The organism is Variovorax sp. WS11, assembly GCF_010499245.1.
In the GTDB taxonomy this organism is placed as follows: domain Bacteria; phylum Pseudomonadota; class Gammaproteobacteria; order Burkholderiales; family Burkholderiaceae_C; genus Variovorax.
The window spans coordinates 388,259-402,103 of record NZ_JAAGOW010000005.1; the positions used below are offsets into that span (position 1 = coordinate 388,259).

At 66.3% G+C, this 13,845-nt stretch carries 17 protein-coding genes; 2 read left to right on the forward strand and 15 right to left on the reverse strand.

What is annotated here, in order from left to right; genetic code table 11:
• Positions 1–46: 46 nt before the first annotated feature.
• Both GXN78_RS36330 and GXN78_RS36335 read right to left on the reverse strand, forming a co-directional pair.
• Complete coding sequence (locus GXN78_RS36330) at positions 47–910, reverse strand: fumarylacetoacetate hydrolase family protein (RefSeq protein WP_106556197.1); 864 nt, start codon at positions 908–910, stop codon at positions 47–49.
• 46 nt (positions 911–956) lie between these two features.
• Entirely contained in the window at positions 957–1,520 is a 564-nt protein-coding gene (locus tag GXN78_RS36335; protein ID WP_106556198.1) for a VOC family protein, read from the reverse strand.
• 88 nt (positions 1,521–1,608) lie between these two features.
• Here GXN78_RS36335 and GXN78_RS36340 point away from each other — a divergent pair, with 88 nt between their 5' ends.
• Entirely contained in the window at positions 1,609–2,190 is a 582-nt protein-coding gene (locus GXN78_RS36340; protein WP_106556199.1) for an NAD(P)H-dependent oxidoreductase, read from the forward strand.
• A 20-nt stretch (positions 2,191–2,210) separates the two neighbouring features.
• Here GXN78_RS36340 and GXN78_RS36345 read toward each other — a convergent pair whose 3' ends face one another.
• From GXN78_RS36345 to GXN78_RS36355, 3 genes are all read right to left on the reverse strand, one after another.
• A complete protein-coding gene (locus GXN78_RS36345) occupies positions 2,211–2,597 on the reverse strand; it encodes a type II toxin-antitoxin system VapC family toxin (RefSeq protein WP_106556200.1) in 387 nt (128 codons plus the stop codon).
• Positions 2,594–2,839, reverse strand: coding sequence for a type II toxin-antitoxin system prevent-host-death family antitoxin (locus GXN78_RS36350; RefSeq protein ID WP_106556201.1), 246 nt, complete (start codon positions 2,837–2,839; stop codon positions 2,594–2,596). The genes GXN78_RS36345 and GXN78_RS36350 overlap by 4 nt, the downstream gene beginning before the upstream one ends.
• A gap of 125 nt (positions 2,840–2,964) precedes the next feature.
• Entirely contained in the window at positions 2,965–3,834 is an 870-nt protein-coding gene (locus GXN78_RS36355) for an alpha/beta hydrolase (RefSeq protein ID WP_106556202.1), read from the reverse strand.
• 133 nt (positions 3,835–3,967) lie between these two features.
• Between GXN78_RS36355 and GXN78_RS36360 the strand changes: the two genes are divergently transcribed.
• Positions 3,968–4,888: a LysR family transcriptional regulator gene (locus tag GXN78_RS36360; protein ID WP_106556203.1), complete on the forward strand. Its 921-nt coding sequence runs from the start codon at positions 3,968–3,970 to the stop codon at positions 4,886–4,888.
• A 43-nt stretch (positions 4,889–4,931) separates the two neighbouring features.
• On the opposite strand, the gene GXN78_RS36365 is transcribed toward GXN78_RS36360, so the two are convergent.
• The 10 genes from GXN78_RS36365 to GXN78_RS36410 are packed head-to-tail and all read right to left on the reverse strand — an operon-like array spanning position 4,932 to position 13,752.
• Positions 4,932–5,351, reverse strand: a complete 420-nt coding sequence (locus tag GXN78_RS36365; RefSeq protein ID WP_106556204.1) for a hypothetical protein — start codon at positions 5,349–5,351, stop codon at positions 4,932–4,934.
• Positions 5,348–6,712: an acetyl-CoA carboxylase biotin carboxylase subunit gene (gene accC, locus GXN78_RS36370; protein WP_106556205.1), complete on the reverse strand. Its 1,365-nt coding sequence runs from the start codon at positions 6,710–6,712 to the stop codon at positions 5,348–5,350. The genes GXN78_RS36365 and accC overlap by 4 nt, the downstream gene beginning before the upstream one ends.
• Positions 6,705–7,148, reverse strand: coding sequence for a biotin/lipoyl-containing protein (locus GXN78_RS36375; RefSeq protein WP_106556206.1), 444 nt, complete (start codon positions 7,146–7,148; stop codon positions 6,705–6,707). The genes accC and GXN78_RS36375 overlap by 8 nt, the downstream gene beginning before the upstream one ends.
• A 6-nt stretch (positions 7,149–7,154) precedes the next feature.
• Complete coding sequence (locus tag GXN78_RS36380) at positions 7,155–7,931, reverse strand: 5-oxoprolinase subunit PxpA (RefSeq protein ID WP_106556207.1); 777 nt, start codon at positions 7,929–7,931, stop codon at positions 7,155–7,157.
• 36 nt (positions 7,932–7,967) lie between these two features.
• Positions 7,968–8,942, reverse strand: coding sequence for a biotin-dependent carboxyltransferase family protein (locus GXN78_RS36385; RefSeq protein ID WP_106556208.1), 975 nt, complete (start codon positions 8,940–8,942; stop codon positions 7,968–7,970).
• On the reverse strand, positions 8,939–9,601 hold the full coding sequence (pxpB, locus tag GXN78_RS36390; protein ID WP_106556209.1) for a 5-oxoprolinase subunit PxpB: 663 nt from the start codon (positions 9,599–9,601) through the stop codon (positions 8,939–8,941). Before pxpB ends, GXN78_RS36385 begins: the two co-directional genes overlap by 4 nt.
• Before the next feature lie 21 nt (positions 9,602–9,622).
• A complete protein-coding gene (locus GXN78_RS36395; protein ID WP_106556210.1) occupies positions 9,623–10,606 on the reverse strand; it encodes a tripartite tricarboxylate transporter substrate binding protein in 984 nt (327 codons plus the stop codon).
• A gap of 53 nt (positions 10,607–10,659) precedes the next feature.
• Positions 10,660–11,637, reverse strand: coding sequence for a tripartite tricarboxylate transporter substrate binding protein (locus GXN78_RS36400; protein WP_106556211.1), 978 nt, complete (start codon positions 11,635–11,637; stop codon positions 10,660–10,662).
• A gap of 46 nt (positions 11,638–11,683) precedes the next feature.
• Positions 11,684–13,084 (reverse strand): amidase, encoded by a 1,401-nt coding sequence (locus GXN78_RS36405; RefSeq protein ID WP_106556212.1) that lies wholly within the window; start codon positions 13,082–13,084, stop codon positions 11,684–11,686.
• Positions 13,081–13,752, reverse strand: a complete 672-nt coding sequence (locus GXN78_RS36410) for a 4-hydroxy-4-methyl-2-oxoglutarate aldolase (RefSeq protein WP_106556213.1) — start codon at positions 13,750–13,752, stop codon at positions 13,081–13,083. The genes GXN78_RS36405 and GXN78_RS36410 overlap by 4 nt, the downstream gene beginning before the upstream one ends.
• Positions 13,753–13,845 lie beyond the last annotated feature (93 nt).

The following is a 13,845-nucleotide window of genomic DNA, read 5'->3' on the forward strand; positions in this document are numbered from 1 at the left end:
CTTTTGGGATGCGGCCGCATCCGTTAGCGGCCACCTGCGGAAAGCCTCAGTCCTGTTGGACGATCGGGTTGCGCAGCACCCCGATGCCCTCGATCTCCACCTCGCACACGTCGCCGGGCTTCATGAAGCGCGGCGGCTTCTTGCTCCAGCCGACGCCGGCCGGCGTACCGGTCGCGATCACGTCGCCGGGCGTCAGCGTGAAGATCGTCGAGGCGTAGTTGATGAGCTTCGGAATGCTGAAGATCATGTGCCCCGTGTGGCTGGTTTGCACGACCTCGCCGTTGAGCCGCGTCTCCAGCTTGAGCTGGCGGCCGGGCTCGATCTCGTCCGCGGTCACCATCCAGGGGCCGAAGCCGCCGGTCGATTCGAAGTTCTTGCCCGAGGCGATCTGCTTGGCGTGGAACTGCCACTCGCGCACGCTGCCGTCGTTGTAGCAGGCATACCCTGCCACGTGGTCGAAGGCGTCCGCCTCGGCGATGTTGCGCCCGCCCTTGCCGATGATCACGGCAAGCTCGCCTTCCCAGTCCAGCGATTCCGAGACGTGCGGGCGCACGATCGGCTCGTTGTGCGCGCACTGCGAACGCCAGACCCGCAGGAAGATCGGCGGCTGCTCCGACAGCTCGCGCTGCATGCCCGCGGCCAGCACTTCCTGGTGGTGGTCCATGTAGTTGCGCACCGCGCAGATGATCTTCTCGGAACGCGGAATCACGGGCAGGAAGCGGATGTCGGCCAGCTTGGCGGCGACCGGCAGGCCTTCGACGTGCTGCGCCGCCTGCGTGTACTCGCCCGAGGCGATGTACTCGGCCAGGCTCGCGTGCTGGGGGCGCGCGGCGCCGAGGTCGACGACGCCGTCACCGACGACGGCACCCCAGGTTTCGCGGCCTTGATGAACGAATGACAAAAGCTTCATGGGAACTCCAGTTGAGATGAGTGGTGAAGAAGGCCTGCCGCGAGCGTCAGGCAGCGGGTGGGGTAGGCGCAGGCGCCTTGGCTTCGAACTGCGCCTGCCACTGCACGAGCGGCATGAAGGTGGGGTCTCGGCGGCAGGCCTCCTCCGTCTCGCGCATCAGCGTCTCGTCGTCCTTGGAGAGATCCAGCGGGTCGCCGTGGGGCTGCGCGACATAGAACGGCGTATCGACATAGATCTCCACCGTGTTGCCTTCCGGGTCGAGCATGTAGACGGACAGCGCATTGCCGTGGTTGAGGCCGCGAATCTCGCTGGCGCCTCGTTCGGCCGCGCGGGCCGAGATGTCGCGCAGGTGCTGGATGCCCGGCACCACGAAGGAGATCTGCATCACGGTGCTGAACTTCGCATCCGCCGGCCGGCCGGAGGCCAGGACCAGCTGATGATGCTGGTCCGCGCTGGCGCTCATGAAGACCAGCTTGTTCCTGAAAGTCCGCCCCTCGCCCCGATCGGTGACCGTGAGGTCGAAGGTCTCGGTGTAGAAGGCCACCATCCGTTCCAGGTCGGTGACGAAGATTCCGAAGTGCGAAGGCGTGGGCCGGTTGACCTTGAGCATGATGTCTCCTGCGGTGCGCGGTTGCTCTTATCTGTGCATTTGCCGCATTTTATGCATAAACTTCAATATTTGTAAAACACCAGTGACCATGCACCAACGAACTTCAACCACCCGCACCCGTCTGCTCGGCATCTCCGGCAGCATTCGAAGCCAATCGAACTGCACGGCGGTGCTTCGCAGCCTTCAGGGGCTGTTGCCGGACTCGGCATCCATCGAGCTCTTCCTGCTGGATGAGATCCCGCTCTACAACGCCGACCTGGACGGGGCCACGCCGCCCCCGGCGGTCGCCGGGCTCAAGCAAGCCATCTCGCAGGCTGACGGGATCGTCCTGTGTTCACCCGAATACAACTACGGCATGCCGGGGGTGCTGAAGAACGCGATCGACTGGGCGTCGCGTCCCAGCTTCGCCTCGCCGCTCAAGGGCAAGCCGGCGCTGGTCATGACCGCTTCGCCCGGCACCGCCGGCGGCGTGCGCGCGCAGGCGCAGATCCGCGATGCCTTGGCGGCGACTCTGGCCAGGCCGGTGGTCCGGCAGCATGTCGCGATCGCGAATGTCGCTGCACAGATCAGCGATGGTCGGCTTGTCCATCAGCCTACGCTGGACTTCGTGAAGATCGCGCTCGACGATCTTCTGGCAGAGATCGCGCTGCTCGACGGCGCCGGGCGCTGATTCGACAAGCTATTCCGGTCTCATACCTTGCGGATGGGTCCTGGATAGAGTGCAACGTTCGCATCGGAGGTCAGGAGCGTCATGCCTTCAGCGGTGGCTTGGGCAACCAACAGCCGGTCGAACGGGTCCTTGTGGATGGGTGGCAAGCCTTCCACGGCCAGCGCATGTTCCCCTGTGATCGCCAGTTCGGCGTAGCCGTTGTCCAGCAGGCCGCGCCGCAGCAGATGCGCATCAACCTGGAAGTCCGACCGATCCAACCCGCGCTTGATGACGATCTCCCAAATGCTCGCGACACTGAAGAAAAGACTGTTGTCAGGCGACTCGATCGCCTTGCGCGTCGAAGCGGAAAGCCGCTTCGGTGCCCCCGCTGCCCACAGCAGCAGGTGCGTATCCAGAAGCAGTCTCATGGGATGATGCCGAACAGGCGTTCGATCTCGGCCGAACCCATCGTGTCGAAGTCGTCCGGCACCTGCACCTGACCGGCAAGAAATCCAAGGCGCTTGGGCGGCGAAGGTTCCGGCGCATCGAGCGGTACCACCTTGACCATCGGTTTCCCCGCCTTGGCGATCACGAAAGACTCTCCGCGCGCCACGCGCTCGACGATGCGCGACAGGTGCGTCTTGGCTTCATGGATGTTGATCGTCTGCATGATGGAGGGGCCTGCGTGAGGGGTCGGACTAAGTCTTGTTAGTTTAGCCGATCTCCGGAATGCGCTACGACGACCGCTGGCACACCCCCTCCGATCGCCCCACGGGGCGGCACGCGCGCTGCTCGTCAAGGAGGCGCGGCGAGCGATCGACTCCGGGAACCGGCCCGAGGGCCGCTGGCTCGGTCCGCGGGCGCGCTGGTTGCGTGAAACTCGCCGATCTCCTGCCACATCAAGGTGGGATTGGAGTACATCGGAAAGTGTCCACAGCGAGGAATTTCGGACAGTCGAACGCCTTGCGCCTGGATGTGCGGCAGATAGGACAGCGACGCGTTCTGCTCGCCGTACATGAACATCCTGGGACACGGGAGGGCGAGGAATTTCTCCACCAGTCCTGCGTTGTCGGACAGTTCGACCATCGACTCGAAGACCCCCCTCACCGCCGCCGCCCGAACCTTGTGCCGCAGGCTGGCAGCATAGAGCGCGCTGGCGTAGGCCGGCGCGTGACGAGCACGTTCGATGAAATCGTCCAAGAACTGTTCGGCGTTCTCCCGCGGGTGGTCCACGATCTGCCGGCTGAGGAAGCAGTCCTCGGGAGCGATGTTGCCCTCGATGTCGACGAAGCTGAGGATCCGATGCGGATGCGCATGGGCCAGCATCAACGCCGTGAGCCCGCCCATCGAGTGTCCGACGAGGTGGAAGCGCTCGAATCCGACGGTCCGGATCACTGCCAATGCCGTCTCGCTCAGGAACGGAATCGAGATTCGCGACAGGTCGGCGCAGCGGGTCTCCCCGCAGCCGGGCGCGTCGTACGCAAGAAACGGATGCCCGGCGAACGCGCTGTAGCGGACGATGTCGGCGTAGTCCTCCTTGGTGGAACCGAATCCGTGGAGGAACACGATCGGCTCGAGCGGCCCCGCGCGGTGGATGGCTGCCACTTCCAATTCGACACCGTCGACATCGAGCGTGAGCGTGGACTTGGCGAACTCGCTGTTCATTGGCATCTTCGGTATTCCCGTCAGGTATTCGTGATTGAGTGGAAGTCTCCGGAGCGGTACTTTCCTCGCGGTCCATCGTTCTGTAAATTCCGATGTCAGGAATATCTTGATACGACGAAGCTATGGAACCCGCATGATCAACTTCCGCCTTGTTCGCCATCTGTGGCTGTTCCTCGCCGTTGCCGAGGAGCAGCATTTCGGTCGCGCGGCCAAGCGGCTGGGCATGTCGCAGCCCCCATTGACCGAGCAAATCCAGGTGCTCGAGCATTCGTTGAAGGCCCAGCTCTTCGTGCGGTCCAGGCGCGGTGCGCAGCTGACGCCTATCGGGCAGGCCATCCTGCCGGCCGTGCGCAAGTTCGTCGACCAGATGGAACAGTTGGAGCTCGCGGTCCGCGAGGCCTCGGCCGGCCAGACGGGCACGCTCACCATCGGTGCCATCTCGTCGGCCATGGTCGAGATCCTTCCTCCGTATCTGGATCGGCTGCGGGCACTGCACCCGCGCCTGACCATTGCCGTGCGTGAGATCGACAGTGCCGAGGCCATCCCTTCACTCATCGACGGTGACGTCGATCTTGCCTTTGCGAGGTTGCAGGGCGAACTGGGCGAGTCCATCGATTCCATCACGCTGGCCAACGACCGCCTCGCCGTCGCCCTCCCCGTCTCCCACCGGCTTGCAGGAAGCACGCGGATCAAGCTCCGTTCCCTGGCCGACGAGGCCTTCATCATGTTCGCCCGCCGAGTCAGCCCGGTGTATTTCGACGGCATCATTGCCGTTTGCCGGGAGCACGGCTTCTCGCCGCGCATCCTCCATGATGTCCGCAGCGTCGCCGCGCAAGTGGCCTTCGTCGGCTGCGGACAGGGCATCGCCCTGGTGCCCTCCGGATTGAGGCGGCTGGCGCCCGAGAACGTCGTGATCAAAGCACTCGCCGAGAAGGTGGAGGTCGTGACCAACGCTGCCGCCTGGAGCACGAGCCGGGTCAATCCTTCCCTCACGATCGCGCTCGAGGTCCTTCGGGACCAGGTTCGGCAGCGTGCGCCGAAAGGCGGGCGGTAGGCCGATTCGGGGGAAGATCAGCTGCCGCCACCTGGCGCCGCTTTCAGCCCAGCTCGAACAGCACGTCGCCGTACCCGACCAGCGCCCCGTCCTGTGCGACCGGCCGGACTGCGGCGGCGTCGCGATCGGCCACCACCGGCGTCAGCACATCGCCGGTGCGAAGAAATGCCAGGATCTGGCCCTGCCTCGCCGGTTCTCCTTCCCGGACCGGTTCGAGCCCCGTCAAGGGGTGCTTGACACAGAGAAACCCGATGCCCGGGGACCTCAGCGGCGTTGATGCTTCGCCCGTGCCGGGCGGAGCCTGGACGGTAGCGCGCGCGTCGCGATCGCTCGGCAGTTTCGTGCCTGGTTGCCTGCTGAAACGCAGTCGAAGGATGCCCTGCGGCCCTTCGTATTCGAAGAAGGTCGCGTCGCTGCCCTGAAGACGCTGGACGACCCGGTGCAGTTCGCTGCCGGTGATCATGATGTCGTGGTCCCTTCGTTCGCCGCGGCAAGCCAGCGCTCCAGGTGGTGGATGTCGGTCGCGCCTTCGACGAAGCCCGCCTCGTCCATCAGCCTGCGCTGCAGCGGCGTCGTGGTCTCGATGCCCTCCACCACCATCTCGTCGAGCGCCACGCGCATGCGCGCAAGCGCTTCATCGCGGGTCCTCGCATGCACGAGGACCTTCGCGATGAGCGAGTCGTAGTGCGCCGGCACCGTGTAGCCGGCCTGGAGATGCGATTCCACGCGCACGCCGGGACCCGCCGGCGGCACCCAATGGGTCACCGTTCCCGGAGATGGCGTGAAGCGCCAGGGATGCTCCGCATTGATGCGGCACTCGATCGCATGTCCCCTGGGCTGCACGTCCGCCTGCGTGAACGACAGCGGATGCCCCTGGGCGATGCGCAGCTGCTCCACCACGATGTCGATGCCCGTCACCAGTTCGGTCACCGGGTGCTCGACCTGCACGCGCGTATTCATCTCGATGAAGAAGAATTCGCCGTCCTCGTAGAGAAACTCGAAGGTTCCCGCACCGGCATAGCCGATCTCGCGGCAGGCATGCGCGCACTGCGCGCCCAGCGTTTCGATGCGCTCGCGCGGGATGCCGGGTGCCGGCGACTCCTCGATGATCTTCTGGTGCCGGCGCTGCATCGAGCAGTCGCGCTCTCCGAGCCAGACCGCATTTCCGTGCGCATCGGCCAGGACCTGGATCTCGACATGGCGCGGGTGCTCCAGGAAACGCTCCATGTAGACCTCCCCACTGCCGAACGCCCGCAAGGCCTCCTCGCGCGTCATCGCCACGGCGGACTCCAGCTGCGCCGCGTCACGCACCACGCGCATGCCGCGTCCACCGCCGCCCGCGGCGGCCTTGATGATCAGGGGGAAGCCGACCGAGCCTGCAATGCTGCGCAGGGTCTGCGCGTCTTCCGGGAGCGCGTCCTGCGACCCCGGCACGCACGGCACACCAGCGGCGAGCATCGCGCGCTTGGCGCTGATCTTGTCGCCCATGCGGCCGATCGCCTCCGCGCTCGGACCGATGAACACCAGGCCGGCGTCTGTGACGGCCCGGGCGAATCGCGCGCTTTCGGAGAGAAAGCCGTATCCGGGATGCACCGCCTGCGCGCCGGTCAGTTGCGCAGCCCGGATCAGGAGCGCCGGGTCCAGGTAGCTGCTGGCTGCAGGCGCCGGTCCGATGCACAGCCTCGTGTCGGCGAGTGCGACATGCCTGAGCTCGGCATCCGCCTGCGAATACACCGCCACGGTCTTGAGCCCGAGCAGGCGGCACGCCCGCAGGATGCGCAGCGCAATCTCGCCGCGGTTCGCGATCAGCACGGTATCAAACATCGCGGCTCTCCCCGGTATCGATCACGAACAGGGGCGCGCCCGGCTCGACCGGGGCTCCGCTGCTGGCAAGGACTTCGGCCACCCGGCCGCCGTGATCCGTCTCCACCGCGTGCAGCATCTTCATGGATTCGATCAGGGCCAGATGCTGGCCGGCCTCCACGCGCTGGCCGAGCTCGACGAGTGGCGGCTGATCGGGCGCCGACGCGCGGTAGAAGGTGCCGTGCATGCCCGCCCGGACGATCTCCTTGCGTTCGTTCTCGACCGGATCGGCCTCGACCATCGCCGGCGCTGCAGCTTGCGGTGTTTCGGCCACGATCCCCTGCTGCCCGAGGTCGCGGACCAGGCGCAGGCGATGGCCGTCCGCGTGCTGCTCGATCTCCGATACGCTGCTGCCCCGCACGGCGAGCAGCATCATGTCCACCAGTTCAGCGATCATCTCGCGTCACGCGAAGGACTTGATGGCGATGCCGGCCTCCGTGAGCCGCGTCCGGATCGCCGCGGCCATCTGGATGGCGCCGGGGCTGTCTCCGTGCACGCAGATCGATCCGATCTCCATCGGCAGCAGTGTTCCGTCTATGGTTTCCACGCCGCCTGCATCGACCATGCGCAGCACGCGCGCGGCAGCTTCTTCGCAATCATCCAGGACCGCGCCGGGCAACTTGCGCGACACCAGCCGGCCTTCGGCGGTGTACGCGCGGTCGGCGAAGATCTCGGCACAGGTGCGCAGCCCCATCTCCTTCGCGATGCGCGTGGCGTGGCCGTCGGGGAAGGTGAGCAGCACCAGTTCGCGATCCACGGCGGCCATCGCCCGCACGATGGCACCTGCCACCGTCTCATCCACCTGCGAGAGATTGCCCAGTGCGCCGTGGGGCTTCACGTAGGTGATCGGGTGGCCCACATAGGTCGACACCCCCTTGGCGGCGCCGACCTGGTAGGCGACGAACTGCTCGATCTCCGCTGCGGAGAAAGGCAGCTCTCGACGGCCGAAGCCCCAGAGGTCGGGGTAGCCGGGATGCGCTCCGACCGCCACGCCGAGCTCCTTGGCGCGCGCGAAGGTCCGCGCCATGATGTGCGGGTCGCCGGCGTGCATCCCGCAGGCGACGTTCGCGGAGCTCACGATCTCGAGAATGGCGTTGTCATCGCCCATCTTCCAGGCGCCGAAGCCTTCGCCCAGGTCGGAGTTCAGGTCCACGGAGCGCCTTGCGCTTGTTGGATTCATGGGTGCTTCCTTGATGGTCTTGAGAAATGGTGGTGCTCATGGACGATGCGCCATGAGCGCGAGGCCCTGCCGGATGCGGTCCTGCTCGCGGTCCTGCTCGCGGATGACGGCCACCGCGGCCTCGTGGTCCACCAGCTCGAACCGAACGCGCTGCCCGGGCCGAAGCTGGGCGAGCCGCCAGAGATCCGGATCGATGACGTTGGCAATCTTGGGATAGCCGCCGCAGGTGTTCGCCTCGGCCATCTGCACGATCGGCATCCCGGAGGGCGGCACCTGCACCGTGCCCGGCACGATGCCGTGCGAAAGCAGTTCCAGGGGGTGCCTTGTCTTCAGGGCTTCGCCATCGAGGCGATAGCCCTGCCGGTTGCAATCGGGTGTGAGTCGATACTCGGTCCGCTGGAACGCGGAGCGCGCGTCCTCACTGAAGTGCTCGTATTCGGCCGAGGCAAGCACGCGGATCCTCACCGTGCCGGCCGTCATCTCGTCGACAAAGTGCAACCGGGAGGGCGGAGCGATGCCGAACGAAGGTGCATTGCCCCGACCGCCTGCCGCACCCAGCGCAAGCCGGTCCGCTTTGCGCAAGCCGCGGCCTTCCAGCCCTCCGAAGCCGCTCTTCAAGTCCGTCGAACGCGACCCGAGAACCGGCGGCACGTCGATCCCGCCTGCGATCGCCAGGTAGACCCTCGCGCCCTGCGAAGGCGGCGCGATCATAAGCACATCGCCCGCCATGGCTTGCGCCGCCCACCAGCTCGGGTGCTTCCGCTCCCGGAGTTCCAGCGTCGCGACGGCCCCCGTGCACGCAAAGCACGCAGCCTCGTGGAACTTGAGCTTGAAGGGGAAGATGCTGATCTCGATGCCCGCTGCCGAGGCATCGTTGCCGACCATCCAGTTCGCGATCGAGAGCGCCGGCCCATCCATCGCGCCTGCGCCGCTCACGCCGAGGCCAAGATGCGCCGACCGCCCGAGGTCCTGCACGAGGTTCAATGCACCGTTGCTGAGGATCTCGATCATGGCTTCGCGCCTCGCGCGGTGAAGCGGATGCGATCGCCCGGCGAAAGCAGGCAGGGTTCGGCGCGTGAGGGATCGAACATGTGGAGCTCGGTCATGCCCAGCGCATGCCAGCCCGAAGGCATGTCCATCGGGATCACACCGGTCTGAGAGCCGCCGATCGCCACCGTCCCCTTGGGGATGCGGGGGCGTGGCGTCGTGTGCCGCGGCATGGCAAGCCCCGGCGGCAGGCCGACCAGGTAAGCGAAACCGGGAACCGATCCGATACAGGCCACGTGATACTCCGCCGACGCGTGGAGCCGGATCACCTCTTCCACGCCAAGTCCGGCATGCCTGGCCACGCCCTCCAGCTCGGACCCGCGCGACATGTCGTAGGCAACCGGCACCTCCAGCAGGCGTCCGCTTTCTTCGCAGGGCTGCGAGGCTTCCCACGCTTGCTGCACCTCAGCGGCGAGTGCCTCCGGGCGAACCTGCAGCGGGTCGAAGCTGACCAGCACGTTGTTGACGCCGAGCACCGCGCTGCCCACGCCTTCCAGCTGCCGCAGCCGGCCGGCCTCCCCGGTGAAGGACCACAGGCGCTTCTGCGTCGGAAGGCTGAACGGCCCGTCCGAAACGTCCAGCAGGAGACCGCCTGTGCCGCAGGAATGAATGCGAGAGCTCATCGCGCTGTGGGGTGGGCTGGATCAGTCGGCCTTGATCCCGGCCTCGTCGATGACCTTCTTCCACTTCGCGCCTTCGGCGCTCACGATCGGCGCCACGCGGGACGCTGCGCCGCCGACGAGCTCGATGTCCATCTCGGCCAGCCGGTCCTTCATGTCCTTCTCGTTCAGGACCGCGTTGATGGACTGATTCAGCTTCTCGACGATGTCCTTCGGCGTGCCGGCAGGCGCCACCATGGCGTACCAGAGGTAGATTTCGAAATTCTTCATGCCCTGGGAGTCGGCAACGGGCGCGAGTTCGGGATAGCGCTGGTTGCGCGATGGCGACGTGACGGCCAGTGCCTTCAGCTTGCCGGCCTTGACCAGCGGCATGGCCTCCGAGACGAGGGCGATCATGACGTCGATGTTGCCGGCCATCAGGTCCTGCAGGGCGGGCGCGCCTCCCTTGTAGGGAACATGGACCGCATGGACCCCGGCCGCCCGCTTGTAGAGCTCCATGGCCAGGTGACTGGGCGCGCCGCTGCCGGCCGAGCCGTAGCTGATCTTTCCGGGATGTGCCTTCAGGTGGGCCGTCAGCTCCTCCATGTTCTTCACCGGTAGCTGCGGGCTGACGACCACCACACTGGCGATCCTGGACACCGGCAGGATGGCAGCGAAATCCTTCGTGGGGTCGTACTGCAGCTTGCTGAAGAGCGAGGGATTGATCGCCAGGCCGATCGTCGTCGCCAGCATGACGGTATAGCCGTCGGCCGGCGACTTGGCGACGGTCACCGCCCCCACCTGCTCCGAGGCGCCGGGCTTGTTCTCGACGACCACGGGCTGCCCGAAGCGTTCGGAAAGCTTCTGGCCGATCATTCGGGCCATCGCATCGGTCGACCCGCCGGGTTGGTACGGGACGATGATGCGAACGGGTTTGCTCGGGAAATCACTGGCGGAGGCGAGCGATGCGGCAAGCGGTGTGCACGCCACCAGCGCCAGGGCCAGTGCACGACGGGCGATCGAAATCATGATGATGCGGTCCAGGTTGAGGGCAGGGATCGGAGAACGCTTGCGGGCGCCGGCTACTGCTGAGGGATGTTGAGGTCCTTGATCAGCTTGGCGTAGAACTCCGACTCCGATCGGATGAGGGCCGCGAACTCCGCAGCCGAGCCGCCGGCGGGATACAGGCTGATCTCCGTGAGCTGCTTCTGAACGTCCGGCGCCGACAGCACTTTCTGCGTGGCTGCATTCAGCTTCTGGACGATGGCCGCCGGCGTGCCGCCGGGGGCGAGCAGTCCCATCCAGTAGATCGCCTTGAAGTTCGGAATGCCGGCCTCGGCGACCGTGGGCACGTCGGGCAGCGTCGGCAGGCGCTTGTCGCTGGTGACGGCCAGCGCCTTCAGCTTGCCGCTCCTCACATAGGGCACGGCCGTGGGCGAGGTCTCGAACATGAGGTCGACATGCCCGCCGACGAGGTCGGCGAGTGCCGGCGCACCGCCCTTGTAGGCAACGTTGACCATGTCGGTTCCCGTGGCGCTCATGAAGATGCGCGCCGACAGGTCCTGGGGATTGCCGATGCCGGAGGTGCCGAAGCTGAGCTTGCCGGGGTTGGCCTTGAGGTAGGCCACCAGTTCCGGCAGGCTCTTTGCAGCCACCTTGGTGGTGTTGACGATCAGCACATTGGGCTGATCCGCCACGCGGATGATCGGCGCCAGGTCCTTCAGCGGATCGAAGGGCAGCTTCTGGAACAGGTGCGCGTTGGTGGCCACGCTGAACGGTGCCATGACGAGCGTGTAGCCATCCTTGGGCGACTTGGCCACCAGGTCCATGCCGATGTTGCCGCTGGCGCCCGGCCGGTTGTCCACGATCACGGGCTGGCGCAGGTCTTCCGAGAGCTTCTGCCCGAGCAGCCGGGCGACCATGTCGATGCTTCCGCCGGGCGGGAACGGAACGACCATGCGGATCGGCTTGGAGGGGTACTCATCGGCGGCCATGACGCTGCCGCTGAAGGACGCCGCCAGGGCAAGGGCTGAGGCAAGTGCGCGGATCAAAGTTTTCATGATGGTTTTCAGACCTGAGTTGAAGAACGAGCGATGAAGCCGGCAATCAGCTTCTGCCCTCGGCGACCCAGCGCCGCAGATGCCATGGCGTGCAGGCCTGGTAGCCGCGCGCCACGCTGAGCACGCGCGCATCGGCATCGGTGGGCCCGGCAATCTGCAGGCCGATCGGCAGGCCCTTGTCGTCCTCTCCCATCTGCACCGAAATGCCGCACAGGTCCAGGAGATTCCCGATGCGCGCGTAGCGCACGGGTGGATTCGTGTGGTCGACGCTCTTGAGAGGGCGCGCCGTCCATTGCGAAGTGGGCGTGAGGAAGACGTCCAGGTCGCCGAACGCACGGGCGAACAGACGCTTCAGTTCTGCGCGCCTTCTGCAGGCCGCCACATACTTCGCTGCAGTGAACCTGGAACCGGCAAGGATGCGGGGGCGCACCGAGGGATCCATCTTCAAGGACTCATCGGCGGCGAGATGGCCCCAGCTCGCCGCGGCCTCGGACAGCATGATGGTGCTCGACACATCGGCGATCTCGTCGAAGGTGGTCGGCAGCACGAGTTGCCGAAGCTGCGCTCCCTGTTCGCGAAAGCTATCCAGGGCACGTGTGTAAGCGCGATGGATCTCGGGCTGGAGGCCCTCGAGGTCCGCCGTCGCCAGATAACCGACGCGCAAGCCCTGCAGCGAAGGGTTGGCGCCTGCCTGAAGCTCCGATGCCGGGAAGGCCTGCGCGTCGCGCGTCAAGCCGGCGAACATCAGGGCCGCGTCCTCGGCGGTTTGCGTGAGCACGCCGACGCTGTCGAGGGTGGTGCTCAACGGCACGACCCCTTCGCTCGGCAGCCGCCCGATCGTGGGCTTGAATCCCGTCACGCCGCACAGCGATGCAGGCACGCGCACCGACGCGCCGGTGTCGGTGCCGATGGCGAGCGGCACCATGCCGGCCGCGACCGCCACCGCGGATCCGCTGCTGGAGCCGCCGGGGGAAAGGTGCTCCGTACCGCCCCAGGGATTGCGCGGCGCACCCATGTACTCGTTGGCGCCCCAGGCCCCCAGCGCGAACTCGACCATGTGGGTCTTGCCCACGATGACCGCGCCGCACTCCAGCAGGCGCTGCGTGATCCAAGCGTTGGCCGTGGCCAGCTCGCCTGCGAGCAGCGTCGAGCCGGCCGTGCTGGGCCGGCCCCGCAGGTCGACGTTGTCCTTCAATGCGACCGGGATGCCATGCAGCGGCCCGAGCCAGTGGCCGGAGCGGATCTCTTGATCCGCAGCCTGGGCTGCCAGCAAGGCCTCCTTCGCGTAGACGCCGACGAAGGCGTGCAGCCGGCCATCCAGCTGCTCGATCCGCTTCAGCGCGTACTCGGTGAGATCCACCGAAGTGCACACGCCGGAGCGCAGCATCTCGCTCATCGAGACCAGGCTCGGGAAGCCTTCGGCGAGGATCTGCGAAGCCAGCTTCATGCCTGCGCTCCCATGGCCTTGGCAATCAGGGCCGAGGTGCCCATGATGTCCGGGTACTTCTCGCCGCCGTCCAGCCGCTTCAGCGTGAGCTTCTCGTCGCTCATCATCTTCAGGGCGCGCCTTGCGCTTGCCTCGATGTCGGCGACGGGCAGGACGAGAACGCCGTTCTCATCCGCCAGGATCGCATCGCCCGGGCGGACCGCGACCGAGCCGCAGGTGACCGGCACGCAAAATTCGCCGCCGAGCCCCAGGCTCTTCACGGTGACGGCGGACGTGCCCTTGGACCAGACGGGCACGCCGTACTGGCGCAGTTCACCGAGATCCGTGACCAAGCCGTCGACGACGATGCCGGCGATGCCGGCGACCTTGGCCGCGTAGGCGACCGCTCCGCCCAGGGTTGCGATCGTTTCGTCGCCGCAGCGATCGATCACGATGAAATCCCCGCGCCGTGCCTGGCCGAGGGCGTAGTGCACCATCGAGCCGTCCATGCCCGGCACGCGCACCGTGACGGCCGTGCCCGCGACGCGGCGGTCCTGGAAGTGCGCCCGGATGGCCGGCGTCATGAAGCCGGTATGCCGGAAATGCCCGATCACGGCCGGTTCGGCGGATGCAAGCAGATCGAGGAGCGCCGTATCGATTTGCGTCGGGAGATCGTTCAGGACAAACAAGATGAATTCCCTGGTGTGGCTGTTGAGGTGCAGTGGACTTTAGGAGTCGCTCGCCGCTGTGAAAAGACACAAATCTGGACCCCGGGCTATAAA